Source organism: Kribbella turkmenica (genome assembly GCF_004348725.1).
Lineage (GTDB): Bacteria > Actinomycetota > Actinomycetes > Propionibacteriales > Kribbellaceae > Kribbella > Kribbella turkmenica.
Genome location: NZ_SMKR01000017.1, coordinates 1 through 19,293 on the forward strand (window position 1 = coordinate 1; position 19,293 = coordinate 19,293).

16 protein-coding genes and 1 pseudogene are annotated in these 19,293 nt (G+C 70.5%); 3 read left to right on the forward strand and 14 right to left on the reverse strand.

Annotated elements, in window-relative coordinates:
- Both E1218_RS05940 and E1218_RS05945 read right to left on the reverse strand, forming a co-directional pair.
- The coding region (locus E1218_RS05940; RefSeq protein ID WP_165949143.1) for a caspase family protein at positions 1-1,215 on the reverse strand (1,215 nt) is incomplete at its 3' end.
- 1 nt (position 1,216) lies between these two features.
- On the reverse strand, positions 1,217-1,606 hold the full coding sequence (locus E1218_RS05945; protein ID WP_132317074.1) for an effector-associated constant component EACC1: 390 nt from the start codon (positions 1,604-1,606) through the stop codon (positions 1,217-1,219).
- Between the two features lie 124 nt (positions 1,607-1,730).
- Here E1218_RS05945 and E1218_RS05950 point away from each other — a divergent pair, with 124 nt between their 5' ends.
- Together E1218_RS05950 and E1218_RS05955 are read left to right on the forward strand one after the other, a co-directional pair.
- Complete coding sequence (locus E1218_RS05950; RefSeq protein WP_132317076.1) at positions 1,731-1,925, forward strand: hypothetical protein; 195 nt, start codon at positions 1,731-1,733, stop codon at positions 1,923-1,925.
- A 42-nt stretch (positions 1,926-1,967) separates the two neighbouring features.
- On the forward strand, positions 1,968-3,320 hold the full coding sequence (locus E1218_RS05955) for a flotillin family protein (RefSeq protein ID WP_132317078.1): 1,353 nt from the start codon (positions 1,968-1,970) through the stop codon (positions 3,318-3,320).
- A 47-nt stretch (positions 3,321-3,367) separates the two neighbouring features.
- On the opposite strand, the gene E1218_RS05960 is transcribed toward E1218_RS05955, so the two are convergent.
- From E1218_RS05960 to ffh, 8 genes and pseudogenes are all read right to left on the reverse strand, one after another.
- Positions 3,368-4,483: a S1 family peptidase gene (locus E1218_RS05960; protein ID WP_132317080.1), complete on the reverse strand. Its 1,116-nt coding sequence runs from the start codon at positions 4,481-4,483 to the stop codon at positions 3,368-3,370.
- A 101-nt stretch (positions 4,484-4,584) separates the two neighbouring features.
- Positions 4,585-5,221 (reverse strand): annotated as a pseudogene (locus E1218_RS05965) (LuxR C-terminal-related transcriptional regulator).
- Positions 5,222-5,272: 51 nt separating this feature from the next.
- The gene (locus E1218_RS05970; protein ID WP_233712033.1) at positions 5,273-5,914 is read right to left on the reverse strand and encodes a sensor histidine kinase; all 642 of its coding nucleotides are present in this window, start codon (positions 5,912-5,914) and stop codon (positions 5,273-5,275) included.
- A 64-nt stretch (positions 5,915-5,978) separates the two neighbouring features.
- On the reverse strand, positions 5,979-7,325 hold the full coding sequence (locus E1218_RS05975; protein WP_233712034.1) for an N-acetylmuramoyl-L-alanine amidase: 1,347 nt from the start codon (positions 7,323-7,325) through the stop codon (positions 5,979-5,981).
- 153 nt (positions 7,326-7,478) lie between these two features.
- Positions 7,479-8,588, reverse strand: a complete 1,110-nt coding sequence (locus E1218_RS05980; protein WP_165949144.1) for an amidohydrolase family protein — start codon at positions 8,586-8,588, stop codon at positions 7,479-7,481.
- 24 nt (positions 8,589-8,612) lie between these two features.
- Positions 8,613-9,776 carry a lytic transglycosylase domain-containing protein gene (locus E1218_RS05985; protein ID WP_233712035.1) on the reverse strand — a complete coding sequence of 388 codons (1,164 nt, stop codon included), beginning with the start codon at positions 9,774-9,776 and terminating at the stop codon, positions 8,613-8,615.
- 254 nt (positions 9,777-10,030) lie between these two features.
- Positions 10,031-11,395: a lytic transglycosylase domain-containing protein gene (locus tag E1218_RS05990; protein WP_132317086.1), complete on the reverse strand. Its 1,365-nt coding sequence runs from the start codon at positions 11,393-11,395 to the stop codon at positions 10,031-10,033.
- Positions 11,396-11,558: 163 nt separating this feature from the next.
- Complete coding sequence (gene ffh / locus E1218_RS05995; protein ID WP_132317088.1) at positions 11,559-13,127, reverse strand: signal recognition particle protein; 1,569 nt, start codon at positions 13,125-13,127, stop codon at positions 11,559-11,561.
- A 189-nt stretch (positions 13,128-13,316) separates the two neighbouring features.
- Here ffh and E1218_RS06000 point away from each other — a divergent pair, with 189 nt between their 5' ends.
- Positions 13,317-14,138, forward strand: coding sequence for an arginase family protein (locus E1218_RS06000; protein WP_233712036.1), 822 nt, complete (start codon positions 13,317-13,319; stop codon positions 14,136-14,138).
- Here E1218_RS06000 and E1218_RS06005 read toward each other — a convergent pair.
- The 4 genes from E1218_RS06005 to E1218_RS06020 are packed head-to-tail and all read right to left on the reverse strand — an operon-like array spanning position 14,135 to position 19,155.
- Positions 14,135-15,184 (reverse strand): DUF2332 domain-containing protein, encoded by a 1,050-nt coding sequence (locus E1218_RS06005; protein WP_132317090.1) that lies wholly within the window; start codon positions 15,182-15,184, stop codon positions 14,135-14,137. The genes E1218_RS06000 and E1218_RS06005 overlap by 4 nt on opposite strands.
- 21 nt (positions 15,185-15,205) lie before the next feature.
- On the reverse strand, positions 15,206-17,470 hold the full coding sequence (locus tag E1218_RS06010; RefSeq protein ID WP_132317092.1) for a [protein-PII] uridylyltransferase: 2,265 nt from the start codon (positions 17,468-17,470) through the stop codon (positions 15,206-15,208).
- Positions 17,471-17,809, reverse strand: a complete 339-nt coding sequence (locus E1218_RS06015) for a P-II family nitrogen regulator (RefSeq protein ID WP_132317094.1) — start codon at positions 17,807-17,809, stop codon at positions 17,471-17,473.
- Positions 17,806-19,155: an ammonium transporter gene (locus tag E1218_RS06020; protein ID WP_132317170.1), complete on the reverse strand. Its 1,350-nt coding sequence runs from the start codon at positions 19,153-19,155 to the stop codon at positions 17,806-17,808. Before E1218_RS06020 ends, E1218_RS06015 begins: the two co-directional genes overlap by 4 nt.
- Positions 19,156-19,293: the final 138 nt, after the last annotated feature.

Below are 19,293 nucleotides of genomic sequence, written 5' to 3' on the forward strand. Positions count from 1 at the left end.
CTGGTGGACCGGGACGGTGAGCTCGCCGGTCGGGCCGCTGAGGACGACGGTTGCGTCGCCGTCCGGAGGACCGCCGGCGCGGACGCGGATCAGCGGGCCGTCCTGTTCGAGCTTGAGCCACTCGGCAGTGGACGACGCCACGGCGGTCAGAGCGAGTGGCGGTCCCTCCAACCGTAGTTCGGCCGCGCCCGCCGGACCAAGGTCCAGCTCGGCCGGTGTCGCCCGCGGCACGCCTTGCTCGAGTGCCTCCGCGGCCGCCAGCGCGACCCGTCGGCTGTCGTCGTCCACCATCGGGCCCAGCGCCTGCCACGCGGCGTACGCCTGACTCAGATCGCTGCCGACGAGTCGCTCACGCAGGTAGTCGACCACGCCGAACCTTGCGGCCGGCAACGGACTGGCCATCGCCTCCAACAGCTCTGGCGCCAGCGGTGCCGGGGTGATCCGCCGGATCCGGCTGCGGGCGATCAGCAGCTCGCCCTGCGAGCCGAACGTCCACATCTGCGGATTCTGGTTGGGCGTCACCCGGCGGACCCGGTCGGAGACGTACCCGACCAGCTCGGTCAGGCCCACCCAGCCGTCACCGTCGCGGTCGGCCTCACCGGTCGACAGCCCGTCCACGACCGCACTGGTGAACACCGACGGTGCCGACGCGTCCGACGCCAGCTGTCCGCCCTCGAAGGCGTACTCCATCGCGCTCGACGCCGTCACCACCACTCGCCCGCGTCCACCGCCGACTTCCTCCTGCCCCGCGAAGACGTCCCGCACCTGCGCCTCACCGGCCGCGCGCACGACCATCCCGCGCGGAAAAGCACCTCCGTAGCAACAATCCAGGAACAGCGCGATCCGCTGCGCTCGGCTGTCGGCCATCTGCCGGTTGACGAAGTCGGCCGCCACCGCGGTCGAGGCCAGCCGCGTCGGCTTGGTGTCCGCGACGGCCAGGAACAGTTCGCCCGCCGCGTTCTTCAGGCCGTGGCAGGAGAAGTGCAGCATCAGCAGGTCCTCGGGTGCCCGGTCGGCGAAGAAGTCCTCCACGGCGAGCCTGATCTCCTGCGCGGCGGCGTTGCGCATGACCTGCACCTCGAACCCGCCGACCGACGGGTCCGCGAGCACCTCGGCCAAGGCGGCCGCGTCCTGCGCCGGCGCGACCAGGCTGCGCAGGCCGGCGTCGTCGTACTGGTCGTTCGCTATCACTAGCGCGACGCGAGAGCCGTCCATTTCATGCATCCGCCCCGGTCTGGTGCTTGCGGACCCAGGCATCGACCAGTTGCTGCTGGACCGCGTCACTGGCTCCGCTCAGCTCGATGGTGTCGCCGTCGATCGTGACCTTGACCGTCCGGCCGCTGCCCGACCGCCGCAGCCAGTCGCGCACCACCGCGACGACCGAGCCGAGCACCTGCAGACCAGGCTGGAGCGACACACTCAGTACGCCGGCGAGCGCGGCCAGCCCCGGCCCGCGCGTGCCCTCCGGCACGTCGCCCTCCCGGTAGGGCTCGACCGCGCGAACGTCGAGTGCCAGCAACTCCTGCCGCAGCAGCAGGGCCAGTTCCTCGAGCCGCGCGTCGTTCGACCCCTCCTCGACGACCCCGACCCGGACTTCAGCTCCCATCAGCGCTCCCCAACGTCCCCAGGCCGATCTTCTCCAACGATGCGCCTGTACCGTCGCGGCCACAAGCCGTCATGGGACTAGGCTTCGGGAACTGAAGTCGGCCGGGCTACGTCGGAGGGGCGTCATGGTGGGGAAGCGGGGACGCGTGATCGGCCGGATCGCGCCGGGGATCGTCGGCGAGGTGATGCTGCCGGTGCGCGGTGCCACCGAGGCCTTCTACGCTTACCCGGCAACCGACGAGGTGATCGAGGTGGGCACGCCGGTGGTGGTGGTCGAGTTCGACCCGCCGCGCACGGTCTACGTCGCTCGCGCCTTCTGAAACAACCCTCGCTCTCGATAGCCGCAGTCCCTTGGAGGGGAAATGCTCTGGACGTACCTGATCATCGGCGCGATCGCGCTGGTGGTCCTGCTCATCCTGTTCCGGATGGTCTGGCGGGTGGCCGAACCGAACGAGGCCCTGATCATCTCCGGTCTCGGCGCGCACTCCAGCCAGGACCAGGTGAACGAGACCCTCGGTTTCAAGATCGTCGTCGGCCGCGGCACCGCGGTGCTGCCCGGCTTCCAGACCGTACGGCGGCTGCCGCTGGACATCCGGGCGACGCCGCTGACGGTGACGTGCGTGTCCAGCCAGGGCATCCCGCTGCACATCAAGGGCGTCACGGCGTACAAGGTCGGTGACGACTACGGCTCGATCGCGAACGCCGCCCGGCGGTTCCTGGAGCAGAGCGACGAGCAGGTGATGAGCACGATCCACGAACTGTTCGCCGGTCACCTGCGGGCGATCGTCGGTTCGACCACGGTCGAGGAGATGCTGCACGACCGGGAGACGCTGACCACGAACATCCGCGGCTCGCTGGCCGGCGACATGGAGAAGCTCGGCCTGGTGGTCGACTCGCTGCAGATCCAGGAGATCGACGACGAGTCCGGCTACATCAAGAACCTCGGCCGCCCGCAGGCCGCGGCGGTCGAGGCGGCCGCCCGGATCGCGCAGGCCGAGCGGGACCGGGAGGCGACCGAGCGCGAGCAGGCCGCGGCCGCGAAGAAGGCCGCCGCCGTCCGGGAGAGCTCGATCGCCCAGGCCGGCTACCAGGCCGAGGTCGACCAGGCGAAGTCGAAGGCCTCGCAGGCCGGTCCGCTGGCCGAGGCGCTGGCCCGGCAGGAGGTCGTCGTCGCCGAGACCGAGACCGCGAAGCTGAATGCCTCGCTGGCCGAGAAGCAGCTGGAGTCGACGGTGCTGAAGCCGGCCGACGCCGAGGCCTACAAGCAGCGGACGCTCGCCCAGGCGGCCCGGGACGCGCAGATCGCGGCCGCCGAGGCGCAGGCCCGCGAGGTCGCGCTGCGCGGTGAGGCCGAGGCGAAGGCGACCGAGCTGACCGGTAAGGCCGAGGCCGCCGCCGTCCAGGCGAAGGCGATGGCCGAGGCGGCCGGTATCAAGGCCCGGGCCGAGGCGCTGGCGACCAACACCGACGCCGTCGTCGCCCAGCAGCTGGCCGAGGCGTACCCGCAGATCGTCTCCGCGGCGGCGAGCTCGTTCGAGAAGGTCGGCAACATGGTCGTGCTGAACGGTGCCCAGGGCATCGAGGACACCCTGGTGAAGACCATCACCATGGGCGGGTCCGGGTTCGCGCTGGCCAAGCAGCTGATCGACTCGCTCGCGACCAAGAAGGACGAGGACGAGAAGCCGACGCTCGAGCCGGTGCCGAACGAGGCCTGAGACCGCACCGCGGCTCCCCTTGTGCGCAAGGGGAGCCGTGGCGTTTCTCAGGCGGTGTGCAAGGTGAGCCCGTACGCCGACAGGATCTCGTTGACCGGCTGGAACCAGGTCTCGCCGCCGCTGCTGCAGTTGCCCCAGCCACCCGAGGTGACGCCCTGGGCCTGGTCACCGGTGATGAACGACCCACCGGAGTCGCCGCCCTCGGCGCACACGCTGGTCTTGGTCGCGCCGTGGAACAGTTGGCCGTTGCCGTAGTTCACGGTCTCGTTCTTCGCCAGGATCGTGCCGCAGTGCCAGTGGGTGGTCGACCCGCTCCGGCAGACCGAGGAACCGATCGGCGCCTCCCACGAGCCGCGAACCAGCCGGTCGCTCGTCTGGCCCCAGCCGTACACGACCGGCACGGTCCACCAGCCGTTGCCGACCGAGACCCAGCCGTAGTCGTTGTCGGGGAACGACCAGCCGCGGAAGCTGCCGATGTCCGTGCCGTCCCAGCCGCGGACGGTGCCGCCGCGACCACAGTGGCCGGCGGTGACGAAGCCGCCGTGCACGGAGAACCCGATCGAGCAGCGGATGTTGCTGACGTAGTACGGGTCGCCGCCGACCGTGCCGGCCGCGAACGTCCGCGGCGCCTGGGCGGCCACCTCCCGGACCGTGACCGCGCCGGCCTTCGCCACCCTGGCCACGAACGCGTCGACGGCCTTGGACCGCTTGCCTGCCTGCACGTTGATGACCACGGTGCCGGTACGCGGATCGGCCGCCCAGCCGCTGACGGCGTCGGGCACCGCCTTGCCGGCCAGTTCGTCGACCGCGGCCTTGCGCCGGTCGAGCTCCGCCGCGGTCACGGGTACGGCGGTGGTCTCGGCACCGGTCGCGCGGACGGCGGCCGCGTGGCCGGGCCGGGCGAGTCCGACCACGAGCTTCTGCTGGGCGGCGTCGTACCAGGCGCCGCCGAAGTCGGCGCCGGCGGCCTTCTGGGCGGCGGGCAGCAACTTCGCGGCCGACGTCTCGGCCTCGAGGCGTTGCCGCACTTGCGACTCGGTCAGGCCGAAGTCTCGTTGCATGGCCGCGGCCTGTCCCGGCACGGCCAGAGGCTGGGCCGCGACGGCCTGGCTGGGGACGGTCACCGCGCTCACCGCGAGCACGGCGGCTAGAAGGACTTTCATCGGACTCTCCTCACCTAGGGGCGGTTCGGTGTGTGAGAGCGCTCTCGCACTTGAGGGTGGCCTACCGCGGACGACTCGTCAAGGGCTGGTGGCCGACGTTGTCAGAGCCCGAGATGGGCGAGTACGGCGAGCACCCGGCGGTGACCGGAGTCGGTCGGGGGGAGATCGAGCTTGAGGAAGACGTTGCCGACGTGCTTGTGGACGGCACCTTCGGAGATCACCAGCTTCTCCGCGATCGCCGTGTTGCCGAGCCCTTCCGCCATGCCCGAGCACGTCGCGTTCGCGGGGCGTCAGCCGGTCCAGCGGGCTGCTCCGCCTCACCATCAACTGGCCGACCACCTCCGGGTCGAGCACGGTCCCGCCGGCGGCCACGCGCCGTACCGCCTCGAGGAACTCGTCCACCCGGGAGACCCGGTCCTTGAGCAGGTAACCGACGCCTTCGCTCCCGGCGGCCAGGAGCTCGGCGGCGTACACCTCCTCGACGTACTGCGAGAAGACGAGCACCGGCAGGCCGGGGCGGATCCGGCGGGCCTCGATCGCGGCCCGGAGACCCTCGTCGGTGAAGGTCGGCGGCAGGCGGACGTCGACCATCGCGATCTCCGGCTCCTGCTCGGCGACGATCCCGGCGAACTCGTCCGCGCCACCGGCGACCGCGACCACCTCGAAGCCGGAGTTGCCGAGCAGCAGACCGAGTCCCCCGGCCCAGCAGGTCGGACTGCTCGCTGATCCGCGCACCACCGATCCCGTCGTCGGTGATCGCCAGGTAGAGCTCCGGCCCACGCCGTTCCATCATGACGTCGACATGCCCGGCGGCGCTGTGTTTGGTGATGTTGGTGAGCGACTCGGCGACGACGAAGTACGCCGCGGCCTCCACCGGGGCCGGGACCTGGCCCAGCTCACCCAGCCGCAGCTCCACCGGCAGCGGACAGCGGGCGCACAGTGCGGGGCCGCACCGGCCAGACCGCGGTCGGCCAGGATCGGCGGGTACATGGTCCGCAGTACGCCGCGTAACTCGTTCATGGCCTGCTCCGCGCCGTCACGGGCGTCGTCGAGCAGCTTGGCGGCCCTGTCCGGGTCGTCGGCCATCATCTGCTTGGCGATCCCGATGCGCATGGCCAGCGGAACCAGCTGTGCCTGCGTGCCGTCGTGCAGATCCCGCTCGATCCGGCGCAGTTCGGCTCCGTGCGAGTCGACCGCGCCTGCCCGGCTCCTGGTGAGTTCTTCGACCCGCGCCGACAGGAGCTCGGCTTCACTCGGCGCCAGCACGTCGCGGACCGCTTGTGCGTGCCGACGGGCCACCGCGGGCGCAGCCCAGCCCAGTACGCCCAAACTGACCAGGATCTGCAGTGGACCGAGAACGAGCGCTTCCGGCCAGCTGTCGACGCCGACCCCGAGGAGCGTGAAGTTGCCTGGGTCAAGCTTCCAGAGCACCATCCTCCGCCAGACGACCCGGCCAGGTCGGTACAGCAGGCTCTACTCTTTCCTCACCCGCCGGCTAGCACTCCGGTACTCCTGGGAGCTTCGGGTCGGGGTGGTCGATGTAGATGTTGGTCATGTAGCCGCCCTGGTCGCGCAGCTTGGACCACCAGTTGTTGGTTGTGCCTTCGGCGGTGACCGGGTCACCCTGCACCTGGCACTCGACCCACACCTGGGTCGGGCCTGGCAGCGATGTGACGACGGAGGCGGACAGGCTGGGCGCCGAGCGGACCCGGACGCCGGTGCCGTAGGTGGTGAAGTTGTACTCCGGCGGGTTCGGGTTCCCGCCGTTCACCAACTCCATGTAGTAGTTCCAGTTCCAGTGCGGACCCGGGTCGGTGTGGTCGTTGCCGGGGATCTCGTTGTGACCCTTGATGTGGGCCCGGTCCTTCGGGATGCCGCGGCGGTCGGCGATGTTGCGGGTCAGCGCGGCCGACGAGCGGTACATCGCGTCGGTGAACCAGGACGGCTGGTCGACCCAGCCCTCGTGCTCGATGCCGATCGTGTACGGGTTCGCGCTGCGGACGTGCCAGGCGGTGTCCTTCTCGGCGACCATCTGGGTGACCTGGCCGTCGCTGGAGCGGACGACGTAGTGCGCGCTCACCTGCGACGACGGGTTCTTGAACCAGCTGATCGTGCCGGCGTACGACCCCTGGGTCACGTGGACGACGATCGTGGAGATCGCCTCGGTCCGGCCGACCCGGTAGTTGCTGCCGCTGGCCGCGTTCCAGATCGCGCCCGGGTAGTCCACGGCCGCCACCGAGGCCGGCGTCCGGGTGCCGAGCGGAGCCACGGTCGCGTACGCGCCACGGTCCGGGGTGACCTTCTTCGGCTCGGTGGTGACGCCGGCGGCGTTCACGCCCTGACCGATGATCTTGTAGACCTCGTCGGTGTAGAGCCGGCCGGTCGGCGCGTCCGCGGAGTGCGAGTACTTCGCGATCACCTCGTACCACTGGCCGAGGTCCGACCGGTCGGTCAGCTTCGCGGCGTCGGCGTACGCGTCCAGGACGGCGGCCGCGCCGAGGATGTTCGACGCGGTGTCCTTGGCCAGCTTCTCCACCGGCAGCCCGGTGAGTTTCGTTGCCTCGGACATCGTCGGGTTGACGTCGTTGCTGACCAGGTGCATCACGCCGTACCCGTTCGCCTGGCTGGGCAGGCCGTTGTGGCCGTCGAGGTGCGACTCGGTATAGCCGACACCGACGAGCACTTCCCTGGGTACGTCGTACGTGGCTGCCGCGGCGTCGAACGCGGCGGCGAGCCCAGTGGTTGCGGTCGACTCGACCGGCTCGGCCGCGTTGCTGGGCAGGGCACTCAGTGCGAGGGCGCCGGCGGCCGCGGTGGCGAGCAGCGCGGTGAGTCTGGACATGGGTACTCGGGCGGTTTTCCCCATTGGGCGGTTCCTTCCCTGATCCGGTCCGCCGAGGGGCGTCGGCGGTCCCGAGGTCACGCTAGGCCAAATTCTTCCGCCACGGCCAGCGTTTGAGTGAACTTCTTCCGATCACGGCCTGAACTCACACCGTCACGCGCTGAAGACAACCTTGCCACGCAACAGGATCACCCGGGGGTGGGTGAGGACGGCCGGGTTCGTTCGCGGATCCTCGTCGTACACCACCAGATCGGCCGGGTCGCCCGGCTGCAACGTGCTGGGGACCCCCAGCCAGTCGCGCGCCGCCCACGATCCGGCGGCCAGTGCCTGCTCCCCCGACATGCCGATCGACGTCAGCGCCTGGATCTCCTGGGCCACCAGTCCGTGCCCGAGCACGCCACCCGCATCGGTCCCGGCGTACACCGGTACGCCGGCCTCGTAGGCGTCGCGGAGTCGCTCGAGGCGGCGGTCGTACAGGTCGCGCATGTGCGCCGAGTACACCGGGAACTTCGCGGCGGCCTGGTCGGCGTACTCCGGGAAGTTCTCCAACTGGATCAGCGTCGGGACCACGGCGACGCCGCGCCCGGCCAGCTGGCCGAGCATGTCCGGAAGCACCCCGGTGCCGTGCTCGATGCAGTCGATGCCGGCGGCCAGCAGGTCGGGAAGGGCGTGCTCACCGAACACGTGCGCGGTGACCCGGGCACCGAGGTCGTGAGCCCGCGCGATCGCCGCATCCAAAGCCTCCGCGGGCCAGCAGGCGGTCAGGTCCCCGGCGTCCCGGTCGATCCAGTCGCCGACCAGCTTCACCCAGCCGTCACCGCGGCGGGCCTCCTGCTCGACGTACGCGACCAGTTCGTCCGGCTCGATCTCCCAGCCGTAGTTGCGGATGTAGCGCTTGGAGCGGGCGATGTGCCGGCCGGCCCGGATGATCTTCGGCAGGTCCTCGCGGTCGTCGATCCACCGGGTGTCCGCGGCCGAGCCCGCATCCCGGACCAGCAGCGCGCCGGCCTCCCGGTCGGCGATCGCCTGCTGCTCCTGGGTCTCCCGGTCGACGGCACCGTGCTGGTCCAGGCCGATGTGGCAGTGCGCGTCGACCAGGCCGGGCACGATCCAGCCGCCGGTGTGCACGGTGCTGACATCGGCAGCGGTGGGCCGGTCGACGACCAGCCCACCGCTGAGGTGGAGTTCCTGCCGCTCGCCGGCCGGCAACACCGTGCCGACGAGCCTGAGTACGCCCCTGTCTGTCAGTGCACTGTCCGTCATACCGCGACGTTAACCGGCTGTGTGTCAGCCGTGCGAGCCGCCGCCCGGCGTGCAGGTCGGCGTGGTCGGGTCGGTGCTTGCGCACGGCGAACTGGTCGGCGTGTCCGACGGGGTCGGAGTCGGCGTCGGGGTCGGCGTCGGCGTGGGGGTCGGCGTCGGCGTCGGCGTGGGAGTCGGCTTCGGGGTCGGCGTCGGACGCGTCGTCGGCCGGGTCGGCTTGTGCGTCGGCTCCTTGGTCGGCGTGTCCGCCGGGTCCGGCACGGTCGGCTCGTGCGTCGTCGTCGCCGGCGCGGTCGGCTTCGGCGTCGCCGACGTCGACGTCGCCGTCGCCGGCTTGTCGTCCGCGACGTCCGGCACCTCGCGCGGGTCCACCTTGCGCTCGGCGTTGCCGCTCGACCTGGCGACCGACAGGCTGCCCTTCTCGTTCGGGATGAGCACCGCGTTCTTGCTGTAGACCCGCATCCACTTCAGCACGGTGGCGACGAAGTCCTTGGAGTGCTGGTACCGCAGCAGGGACGCGACCAGGTCCCGCGGGCTCTTCAGGTCGCCGCCCTCGGAGCACAGGTACACCGCGACCGTGGTGACCGCGTCGTACACGTTGTTCGGGTTGCGGAAGCCGTCACCGTTGCCGTCGGCGCCGAACTCGGTCCACACCTGCGGGATGATCTGCATCGGCCCGACGGCCCGGTCCCAGGTGAGGTCGCCGTCGTACCGGCCCTTGTCGGAGTCGGTGATCCGGCCGTTGCCGCCGCGGCCGTTCAGCACCGGGCCGAGGATCTTCCCCCGGGTGGTGCCGGCCACGTCGACCCGGCCGCCGCTGGCGTGGTCGGACTCGACCTTGCCGATCCCGGCCAGCAACGGCCAGGTGAGACCACAGTTCGGCCGGACCACGGCGAGATTCGCGGTGGCGCGGCGGTAGGCGGGGAAAACCCCGCGCGGGATGCCGTTGACGGCACCTGGTCGTCCCGGCCGGACCACGGACCGGCCGTCGGTCGCACCCTGCACGGGCACGTCGGCACGGGCAGGCTTGTCCGAACCGAGCCGGCCGTCCACTCCGGGACGCTGCGGAACGATCATCGTCAGTTCGTCGAACTCACCGCTGTTGAGCCCGGCTCCAGGCGACGGAGCGACCGGACTGTCCGCCGCGAGCCGGCCGGAGGCACCGGCCCCGCCCGAGGCGACTGTCACGATGGCCCCGACCAGGAGCGGGGCCGTGCACAGTGAAGCGATGATGATTTTGACCCGACGGTTACCACTACGGGTTAGGCGCATAGTCCCCTCAACGATCCATACGCCAGAAAGTTACATCAAGACGACGCAAAGTTACCTGAGCCGCCAACACACCTGACAACGGGCGCCGTTCCCGCCTGGATCCGGCCGTTCCGGGCGCGCGGACCGGGGTAACCTGCCCGGTTACCCCGGGCTGAAACCTACCGGCTCAGCTACCGGGCTTCGGTGCCTGGTGTCGACTCCCCCGCCGGGGTCGCGCACGGGTCCGGCGTCGGGGTGGCCGTCGGCGTCGCGGTGGGCGCCGGCGTCTCACATCCCGGGGTGTTGGTGGGCGTCGGCGTAGGCGTCTCCGAGGGCGTCTCGGACGGGGTCCCGGAGGGAGTCTCCGACGGCGTCTCGGAGGGCGTCTCCGACGGCGTCTCGGAGGGCGTCTCGGTCGGCGTCTCGGACGGGGTGCCCGGGGTCTTCGTCGGCGTGGACGTCGGGCTGTCCGACGGCGTCGGCCTGGTCGTCGGCTTCGTCGTCATCGGCGGTTTCTGCGTCGTCGGCGGCTTCGACGTCGTGGCCGGCTTCGAGGTGCTCGGCGGCGGGGCGGTCGTCGTCCGCGACACCGTCGGCGCCGGCGTGGGCGTCGAGGTCGTCGCCGGGGTGTTCGTGTCGCTGTCGGAACGGGTGGGGTCGTTCGAGTGGTCCACGTTGCCGTTGTCGTCGACCGGCGGGTCGATCGTGCCGTCGGTGTCCGGGATCGTCACCGTCTGGTTCGCGTACGACTGCATCCACCGGAGCACGGTGGACACGTAGTCCATCGAGTGGTTGTAGCGCAGCACCGCCTGGACCAGGCCCTGCGGGTCGGCCAGGTTCGCCCCGCCCGAGCACAGGTAGTCGCCGGCCGCCCGGGCCGCGTCGTAGATGTTGTGCGGGTTCTTCACGCCGTCACCGTTGCCGTCCGCCCCGAACGCCTTCCACGTCCCCGGGATGAACTGCATAGGGCCGACCGCGCGGTCCCAGGAGGTGTTGCCGTCGTACAGGCCCTGGTCGGTGTCGGTGATCGCGGCGATCCCCGGGCCGCCGTCGAGGACCGGGCCGAGGATCTTGCCGCGGGTGTTGCCGCTGGCGTCCAGCCTGCCGCCGCTGGCGTGCGCGGACTCGACCTTGCCGATCCCGGCCAGCAGCGGCCAGGTGATGTGACAGCCCGGCTTCGCCAGGGCCAGGTCGTTGGCAGCCTTCTGGTACGCCGCCAGCACCGTGCCCGGAATGCCCGACGGGTTCCCGGTGATCCCCGGGATCGGCTGCACCGGACCGTCGACCGCACCGGTCACCGGCACCTGGATCTGCGACTTCTCCTGGGTCGGCAAGCTGCCGTCGGCACCCGGCCGGCTCGGGAGGTTGTCGGCCAACTCGTCGAACTGGGCGTCCTGGCGCGGCTGGGCCAGCGCGTGGGCGTCCACGATGAACGTGTTCGAGGTGACGCCCCCGGCGACGAAGACGGCGACCATGGCGGTGGGCGGAGCCAAGATGACCCAGGTGGCGGTCAGCTTCCCCCGCCACGTGTCCAGGTTCCTGAACTGCTGCCTCATCCGAGCCGTCCTTCGACGTTCGCAGTACACGGTGCTTCGGGCGTAGGCACGATCTTAGCCGTCCAGGGTCTACGGACAACCGGTCACGGTGCGCCGTATTCGATTGCCGCGCCCGCGGCACGGCGCGGCGGTGGGGCCGTTGGTTCCCGGCCCTCCCTCGTCCCTACCGGCCGCCGCCGAGCATCTTCTTCAGGTCGTCCGGGAGCTCGAAGTCGCCGCCGTTCTGGCCGCCGCCGAACGCGGCCGGCAGCTGGCCCGGCTGCGGCTCCGACGGCTGCCGGCTGCCCTGGTTCGCCCGCTTGGCGGGGTTGCCCGAGCCGCGCTTCTTGCCCTTCTTCGCCTGCTGCTTCGCCTTCCGGGCGCCGCCGCCACCGGCCATGCCCGGCATCCCGGGCATCCCGGGCATGTTCGGCAGGCCCTTGCCGGTCGCCATCGCGTTCATCATCTTGCGGGCCTCGAAGAACCGCTCGACCAGGCCGCTGACGGTGGCGACCTCGGTGCCGGAACCCTTCGCGATCCGGGCCCGGCGGGAGCCGTTGATGATGTTCGGGTCGGCCCGCTCGGCCGGGGTCATCGAGTGGATGACCGCCTCGATCCGGTCGATCTCACGCTCGTCGAAGTTCTCCAGCTGGTCCTTGAACTGGTTCGCGCCCGGCAGCATGCCGAAGATCTTCGTCAGCGGACCCATCTTGCGGACCGACTGCATCTGGGCGAGGAAGTCGTCCAGGGTGAAGTCCTTGCCGCCCTTCTTCTGCAGCTTGGCCGCGGTCTTGGCGGCCTGCTCCGCGTCGAAGGTGCGCTCGGCCTGCTCGATCAGGCTCATCACGTCACCCATGCCGAGGATGCGCGAGGCCATCCGGTCGGGGTGGAAGACGTCGAAGTCCTCGAGCTTCTCGCCGTTGCTGGCGAACATCACCTGGCGGCCGGTGACCTGCGCGATCGACAGCGCGGCACCACCGCGAGCGTCACCGTCCAGCTTGGACAGGACGACGCCGTCGAAGCCGACCCCGTCCAGGAACGCCTGGGCCGTGGTGACCGCGTCCTGACCGATCATCGCGTCGACCACGAACAGGATCTCGTCCGGGGTGACCGCGTCCCGGATGTCCGCGGCCTGCTTCATCAGCTCCTCGTCGACACCCAGCCGGCCGGCCGTGTCGACGATCACCACGCTGTGCTGCTTGGTCCGGGCCTCGTCCATCGCCCTCCGGGCGACGTCCACCGGGTCGCCCACGCCGTTGCCCGGCTCGGGCGCGAACACCGGTACGCCGGCCCGCTCGCCGACCACCTGCAGCTGGGTCACCGCGTTCGGCCGCTGGAGGTCGGCCGCGACCAGCATCGGCGTCTGGTGGCGGGTCTCCTTCAGCCACTTGGCCAGCTTCCCGGCCAGGGTCGTCTTACCGGCACCCTGCAGACCGGCCAGCATGATCACCGTCGGCGGCCGCTTCGCCATCCGCAGCTCACGGGTCTCGCCACCGAGGATCGTCACCAGTTCCTCGTTGACGATCTTGATGACCTGCTGCGCCGGGTTCAGCCCGCCGCGGACCTCGGACCCGCTCGCCCGCTCACGGACGGCGCCGATGAACTCCTTCACCACCGGCAGCGCGACATCCGCCTCCAGCAGCGCGATCCGGATCTCCCGCGTCGTCGCCTCGATGTCGGCATCGGTCAGCTTGCCCTTACCACGCAGGTTCTTGAAGGTCGCCGACAACCGATCAGAAAGCGTATCGAACACGAAACAGTCCGTTCTCCAGAGAAGACTCAGTACAACCCCACCGAGTCTACCCGGACGAAGATCGTTGACAGCCGGGTCGGCGGCCAGCAGGATCTAACCACTTATAGTCCTCATAGTGGTTAGGGGTTGGCTGTGGCGCAGCGGCGGGTCGTGGTGGACGGGCCTTCGAACCTGGGGTTGCGGCCGCCGGTGGCGGAAAGCGTACCGGGGTGTTACAAGCTGGCGGGGGCGGTGCGGGACCAGGGGTTCCTGCGGCGGATCGGGGCCGAGGACGCGGGGTGTGTGACGCCACCGCGGTACGACCGGGCGGGGTGGAAGCCCGGCGACGGCGTGTTCAACGCCGCCGCGATGGCGGCGTACACGGTGAAGCTGGCCGATCGGTTGACGAGACTGCTCGACGACGGGCGGTTCGTGGTGCTGCTCGGGGGTGAGTGCAGCAATGTGCTCGGGCCGGCGCTGGCGTTGAAGCGTCGTGGACGGTACGGCGTGGTCTACCTCGACGGGCACTCGGACTTCCGGACGGCCGACAACTCGCCGCACGTCGGGGCCGCCGGCGGCGAGGCGCTCGCGTTGATCACCGGGCGCGGACAGGCGGACCTCACCGACCTCGAGCAGCGGGGCCCGTACGTCGAGAACGCGGCCCTGCTCGGCATCCGGGAGGACGACGAGTACGTCGACGACGTGAAGGCCGCCGGGATCCCGGTCTGGCCGGCGCTCCGGATCGCCGAGGACCCGGGGGAGGCCGCGAGCGGCGTCCTCGAGCACCTGACGGACCTCGACGGGTTCTGGGTGCACCTGGACGTCGACATCCTGGACGCGGCGATCATGCCGGCGGTCGACAGCCCGGACCCGGGCGGCATCAGCCACACCCACCTGGCCGAACTGCTGCGACCGTTGCTCGCGGCACCCACCTGCGTGGGCCTCGACGTCGGCATCTTCGACCCCGACCTGGACCCCGACGGCCGGTACGCCGCCGAGCTCACCGACACCCTGGTCGCGGCGCTGAGCTAGGCCGAGGGCTCCCAGACGAGATCCTGCCCGTGGGGTTCGGCACGTCCGAGGATGCGGCGCCGGCCGGTCGGCCAGACCTGGAGCTCGACCAGGAAGTCGGAGGGACCGTCGGGCGTCCGGCGCAGCGGTTCGAGTCGCAGCCGGGCCAGTGGGGAGCTGTCGTCCGCCCGGGCGCCGAGCTCGGCCAGGCGTTCGTCCACCGCGGCCCGGTCGTCGCGGGTGAGGTACTGCCACATGATCGAGTGCCAGACGACGGTCACGTGCCCGGCCGAGAGCTCCAGCCCACGCACGAACGAGACCGCGTCCTCCCGTCGTACGTCGGCCGGCACCTGACGCGCGACGTCGAGCGCCCCGCGCAACCGGGCCAGCCGCGCCGGCATGTCCGGCCACACGTACGACGTCAGGGTCCGCGCGCCTTCCTCGGACAACGGGTCCACCGGCGCGATGTCGCTGCCCACCCGCTCGGCGATCCGCAGCGACACCGGCTTCAGCGCCTGCCCGGACCACGCGTCGTCGAACACCACCGGGCTGTCTGCCCGGCCGAACACGGTCCCGTCAGCAGCCTTGTAGCGGAAGTGGTCCGGCCGGAGGTTCAGCCCACCGCTCGCCCCGATCTCGAACAGCCGCACGGGCAGCGGCATTGCGGCGACCAGTTGGAGCATGCCGCCGTACAGCGCGGCTGCCCGGCCGACTTCGTTCGTCTGCGGCGGCTGCGTCAGCAACGACCTCAGCTCGGCCTGCCGGGACTGCAGCACCTGCTCGAACGCCTCCCACCCGAGCACCGGGTCCCACGACCCACCCACGCTCGGGTAGAACGCGGCCAGCTCCGGTGCCTGTCCTGCCAGCACCAACCGGTGCACAGAGCCCAACAACCGCAGAGCGATCGCATCACCGAACGAACGGTCCTCGTAGCCGGCCAGTACGCCGGTGGACACGCCGCCGACCTCGTAGTCGTCCACGAGAAGCCGGCACAGCTCGGCGTACATCGCCGACCCGAGGTCCTCGCAGGCGACCGCCTGACGCTGGAGAGTCTCTACGACATGCACGGTGCCGAGACTAGGCCGACACTAGAAGGTCAAGCGATCCAGGACCGTCTTTGCCGTCGTGCGCGCGTCCTCGTCGTCCAGCGGTGAACCGTGGCTGTCAGTCAGGTAGAACACGTCCACACACTCCGCTCCCAGCGTGCTGACGTGGGCTGACCGGATGTCGGCGCCGGTCGACGCGATGGCCGACGTGACGTCGTACAGCAGGCCTGGACGGTCGTGCGCTCGCACCTGCAGCACCGTGGCGGTCTCTGATGCGCCAAGCAACAGATCCACCCGGCTCGCGAACCGTGCCTTCGCTGCTGACGAGTCACGAGCAGTCAAGCGCCGTACCAGATCGGTGTCGTCGCGCAGGGCAACCGCCAGCCGGTCCCGCAACCGCACTGGGTCCGGAGCCGATCCGGCCACGGTCCACTGCGAGATGCCCAGCCCCTCGACCGACGTGATCACGGCGGACCGTACGGCGAGCCGCTCAACGGCCAGCACGGCCGCAACCGTGGACAGCGTGCCCACCTGATCGGGTACGGCGACGTTGACGCGCACGTCACCGTGATGCTCGGACACGGTCACGCCCAACCGCCCGACCCCGACGACCTGGTGCAGCGCCGGAACGGGAATCGGCGGAGCCTCGCTCCACATGCTCTCCCCTCCCCCGGCCAGCTCACTGCGCACACGGCGGCACAACTCCCCGACCAGCCGCATCCGCCACGGCGAGGAGGCCGCGGGCCCGGCCGCACGCGCGTCGGCATAGGTCAGGGCCTCCAGCAGGTCCAGCGTCTCGGTGTCGTGGACGATCCCGGCCACCAGTTCGACCGTCATCGGGTCGTCCAGGTCCCGCCGGGTGGCGACCTGCGCGAGCATCAGATGCTGCCGCACCAGCAAGGCGATCGTGTCGGCATCCGCCGAAGCGAAGCCGAGCCGGTGAGCCACTCTCGCCGCGATCACCGCTCCGGTGACGCTGTGGTCGCCGTCGACCGCCTTGCCGAGATCGTGCAGCAGTGCGGAGACCAGCAGCAGATCGGGCCGCCGGACGTCGCGGACCATCGTGGACGCCTCGACACAGGTCTCCAGCAAATGCCGATCGACGGTGAACCGGTGGATCGCCGACTGCGGCGGCCGGAACCGCACCGTGTCCCACTCCGGCAGGATCCGCGAGATGTAGCCGGCCTGGTCCAGCGCCTCCCACACCTCGAGCAGACCGTTGCCCGCGCCAAGCAGCGCGCACAGCAGCCGCCGGGCCTCACCCGGCCAGGGTTCCGGCAACTCCAGGGCACGCTTGGCCAGCCGTCCGCAGACAGCAGGGGACAACACGAGCTCCCGGTCCGCAGCAACCGCAGCAGCACGCAATCCCAGTACTGCGTCCCGTTCGGGTCGCGCGTCCGGCATCAGCACGACCTCGCCCTCGTGCTGACCGACACCCTCATCGAGTGCCAACAGCAGCGGTCCCCCGCTCCGGTGGCGACGCCTGGAACGCGGTGGCCGGGTCATCAGGCTCTCGATCCGCCGCCAGGAAACGTCGCAGACGTGCGCGAGCGTCCGTCCGGTCGAGTAGACGTGCCGCAGCAGTTCGTCCCGGCCGTCCAGACCGAGGCCCGCGGCGACTTCTCCGGCCACGTCCGCCACCAACCGGTCGGTGGCCCGCCCAGAAACTGTGTGCAGCTCGTCCCGGATGTCCAGCAGGTCCAGTCGAGCCCGCTCGACCACCGGATGCGGTACGTCGATCAACCAGGACGCCACCAAGGCACGCAGTACGACGGCGTCGCGCAGGCCGCCGTACGCCTCCTTGAGGTCAGGTTCCGCGAGGTGTGCGAGCTCTCCGACCGATGCGGCCCGGTCTTTGCAGGCCTGCGCGAGTCCAGGCAGCCGCGCACGGGCCGTACGACGCCAGTCCGCCATCAGTACCGACCGGAGCTGCAGGGTGAGGTGGGAGTCGCCGGCGACGTGCCGTGCGTCCAGCAGGCCGAGGGCGACCCGGAGGTCGCCGGCAGCCGCCTTCTGCGCCTCCGCGACGGTGCGGACGCTGTGGTCCAGCTTCGTCCGGGAGTCCCACAGCGGGTACCAGATCTGCGCGGCCAGCTCGTCCACCCGTGGGTACCCCTCGGCGTGCACGAGCATCACGTCGAGGTCGCTGTACGGCGACAGCTCCTCCCGGCCGTAGCCGCCGACGGCGACCAGCGCGACGCCCTCGGTGGGCACACCGAGGGCGTCACAGGCTTTCGAGAGGAGCAGGTACAGCAGCGCGTCGGCCTCCTCGGCACGAACGCGCCGCTGCTCTGCCCGGTCCACCATCTAGAGGGCGTCTCCGTCCAGTTCCCCGGTGCGGACGCGGACGATCGTCTCGACCGGGGTGACCCAGACCTTGCCGTCGCCGATCTTGCCGGTCTGCGCGGCCTTGACGATCACGTCGGTCACGTCGGCGCTGTCGCCGTCCTCCACGACCACCTCGACCCGGACCTTCGGTACCAGGTCCACCTCGTACTCGGCGCCGCGGTAGACCTCGGTGTGGCCCTTCTGCCGGCCGTAGCCGCTCGCCTCGGTCACCGTCATGCCGGTGACGCCGAACGTCTCCAGCGCGGCCCGGACGTCCTCCAGCTTGTGCGGCTTGACCACCGCGGTGATCAGCTTCATGCGTTGGCACCTTCCTTCGAAGCCTCGGTGGTCTCATTGTCGACCTCGGCCGCGGCCTGCGGCCGGGCGAGGGGGCTGTGGCCCCGCAGGCCGGAAGCGCCGAGGAAGTCGTACGCCGTCTCCGCATGCTCGACCTGGTCGACACCGGTGACCTCGTCGTCCTCCTTCAGCCGGAAGCCGATGGTCTTGTCGATGACCTTGCCCAGCAGGAAGGCGACCGCGAAGGAGTACAGCGCGACCACGACGTTGGCCAGGGCCTGCTTGCCCAGCTGCGACGCGCCACCACCGTAGAACAGGCCGTCCACGGCCGACGGGGCGGCCGCCGTACCGAGGAAGCCGATGGCCAGCGAGCCGACCAGACCGCCGACCAGGTGGACGCCGACCACGTCGAGCGAGTCGTCGAAGCCGAGCTTGTACTTCAGCGAGACCGCGAAGGCGCAGATCCCACCGGCGACGACACCCAGGATCAGCGAGCCGACCGGGGTGAGGGCGCCACAGGCCGGGGTGATCGCGACCAGACCGGCGACCGCACCGGACGCCATGCCCAGCGTGGTGGCCTTGCCGTGCCGGATCCGCTCCACGATCAGCCAGCCGATGACGGCGGCGGCGGTCGCGACCTGGGTGTTGACGAAGGTGACCGCGGCGGTGGTGCCGGCGCTCAGCGCGGAGCCCGCGTTGAAGCCGAACCAGCCGAACCACAGCAGCGCGGCGCCGAGGACGACCAGCGGCAGGCTGTGCGGCCGCATCGGGTCCTTGCGCCAGCCGATCCGCTTGCCCAGCACGATCGCCAGCGCGAGCGCGGCGGCACCGGCGTTCACATGCACCGCCGTACCACCGGCGAAGTCGATCGCGCCCAGCTTGTCGCCGATCCAGCCGCCGTTGCCGTCGTCGAGGAACCAGACCGAGTGCGCGACCGGGAAGTACACCAGCAGGGTCCAGCCGACCACGAACGCGATCCAGCCGCGGAACGTCGCCCGGTCGGCGATCGCGCCCGAGATCAGCGCCGGCGTGATGATCGCGAACATCAGCTGGAAGGCGACGAAGGCGAGCGTCGGGATCGTCCCGCTGACCGCCTCGGGCGCGATCAGGCCGGACAGGCCGACCTCGGAGAAGTTGCCGATCACGTGCCCGCTGTCACCGCCGAACGTCAGCGAGTAACCGACCAGCACCCACAACACAGTGACGACGGCGATGGTGATGGCGCTCATCATCATCATGTTCAGCACGCTCTTGACGCGCACCATGCCGCCGTAGAAGAAAGCCAGGCCCGGTGTCATCAGCATCACCAGGGCGGCGCTTACCAAGACCCAGGCGGTATCGCCGGCGTTGATCTCCATCAACGTCATCCCTTCCATCGATCCGGTGGTGGCCGGCGCCCTTTCGGCGGGGTGAGCTCCACAACGGCGGAGAGCCCGCGCCTGGCCACACCGCACACGGTGTCGGCGCGGGGTTTCAGCCGATCGGTCCGTTTGTTTCAGGCATGT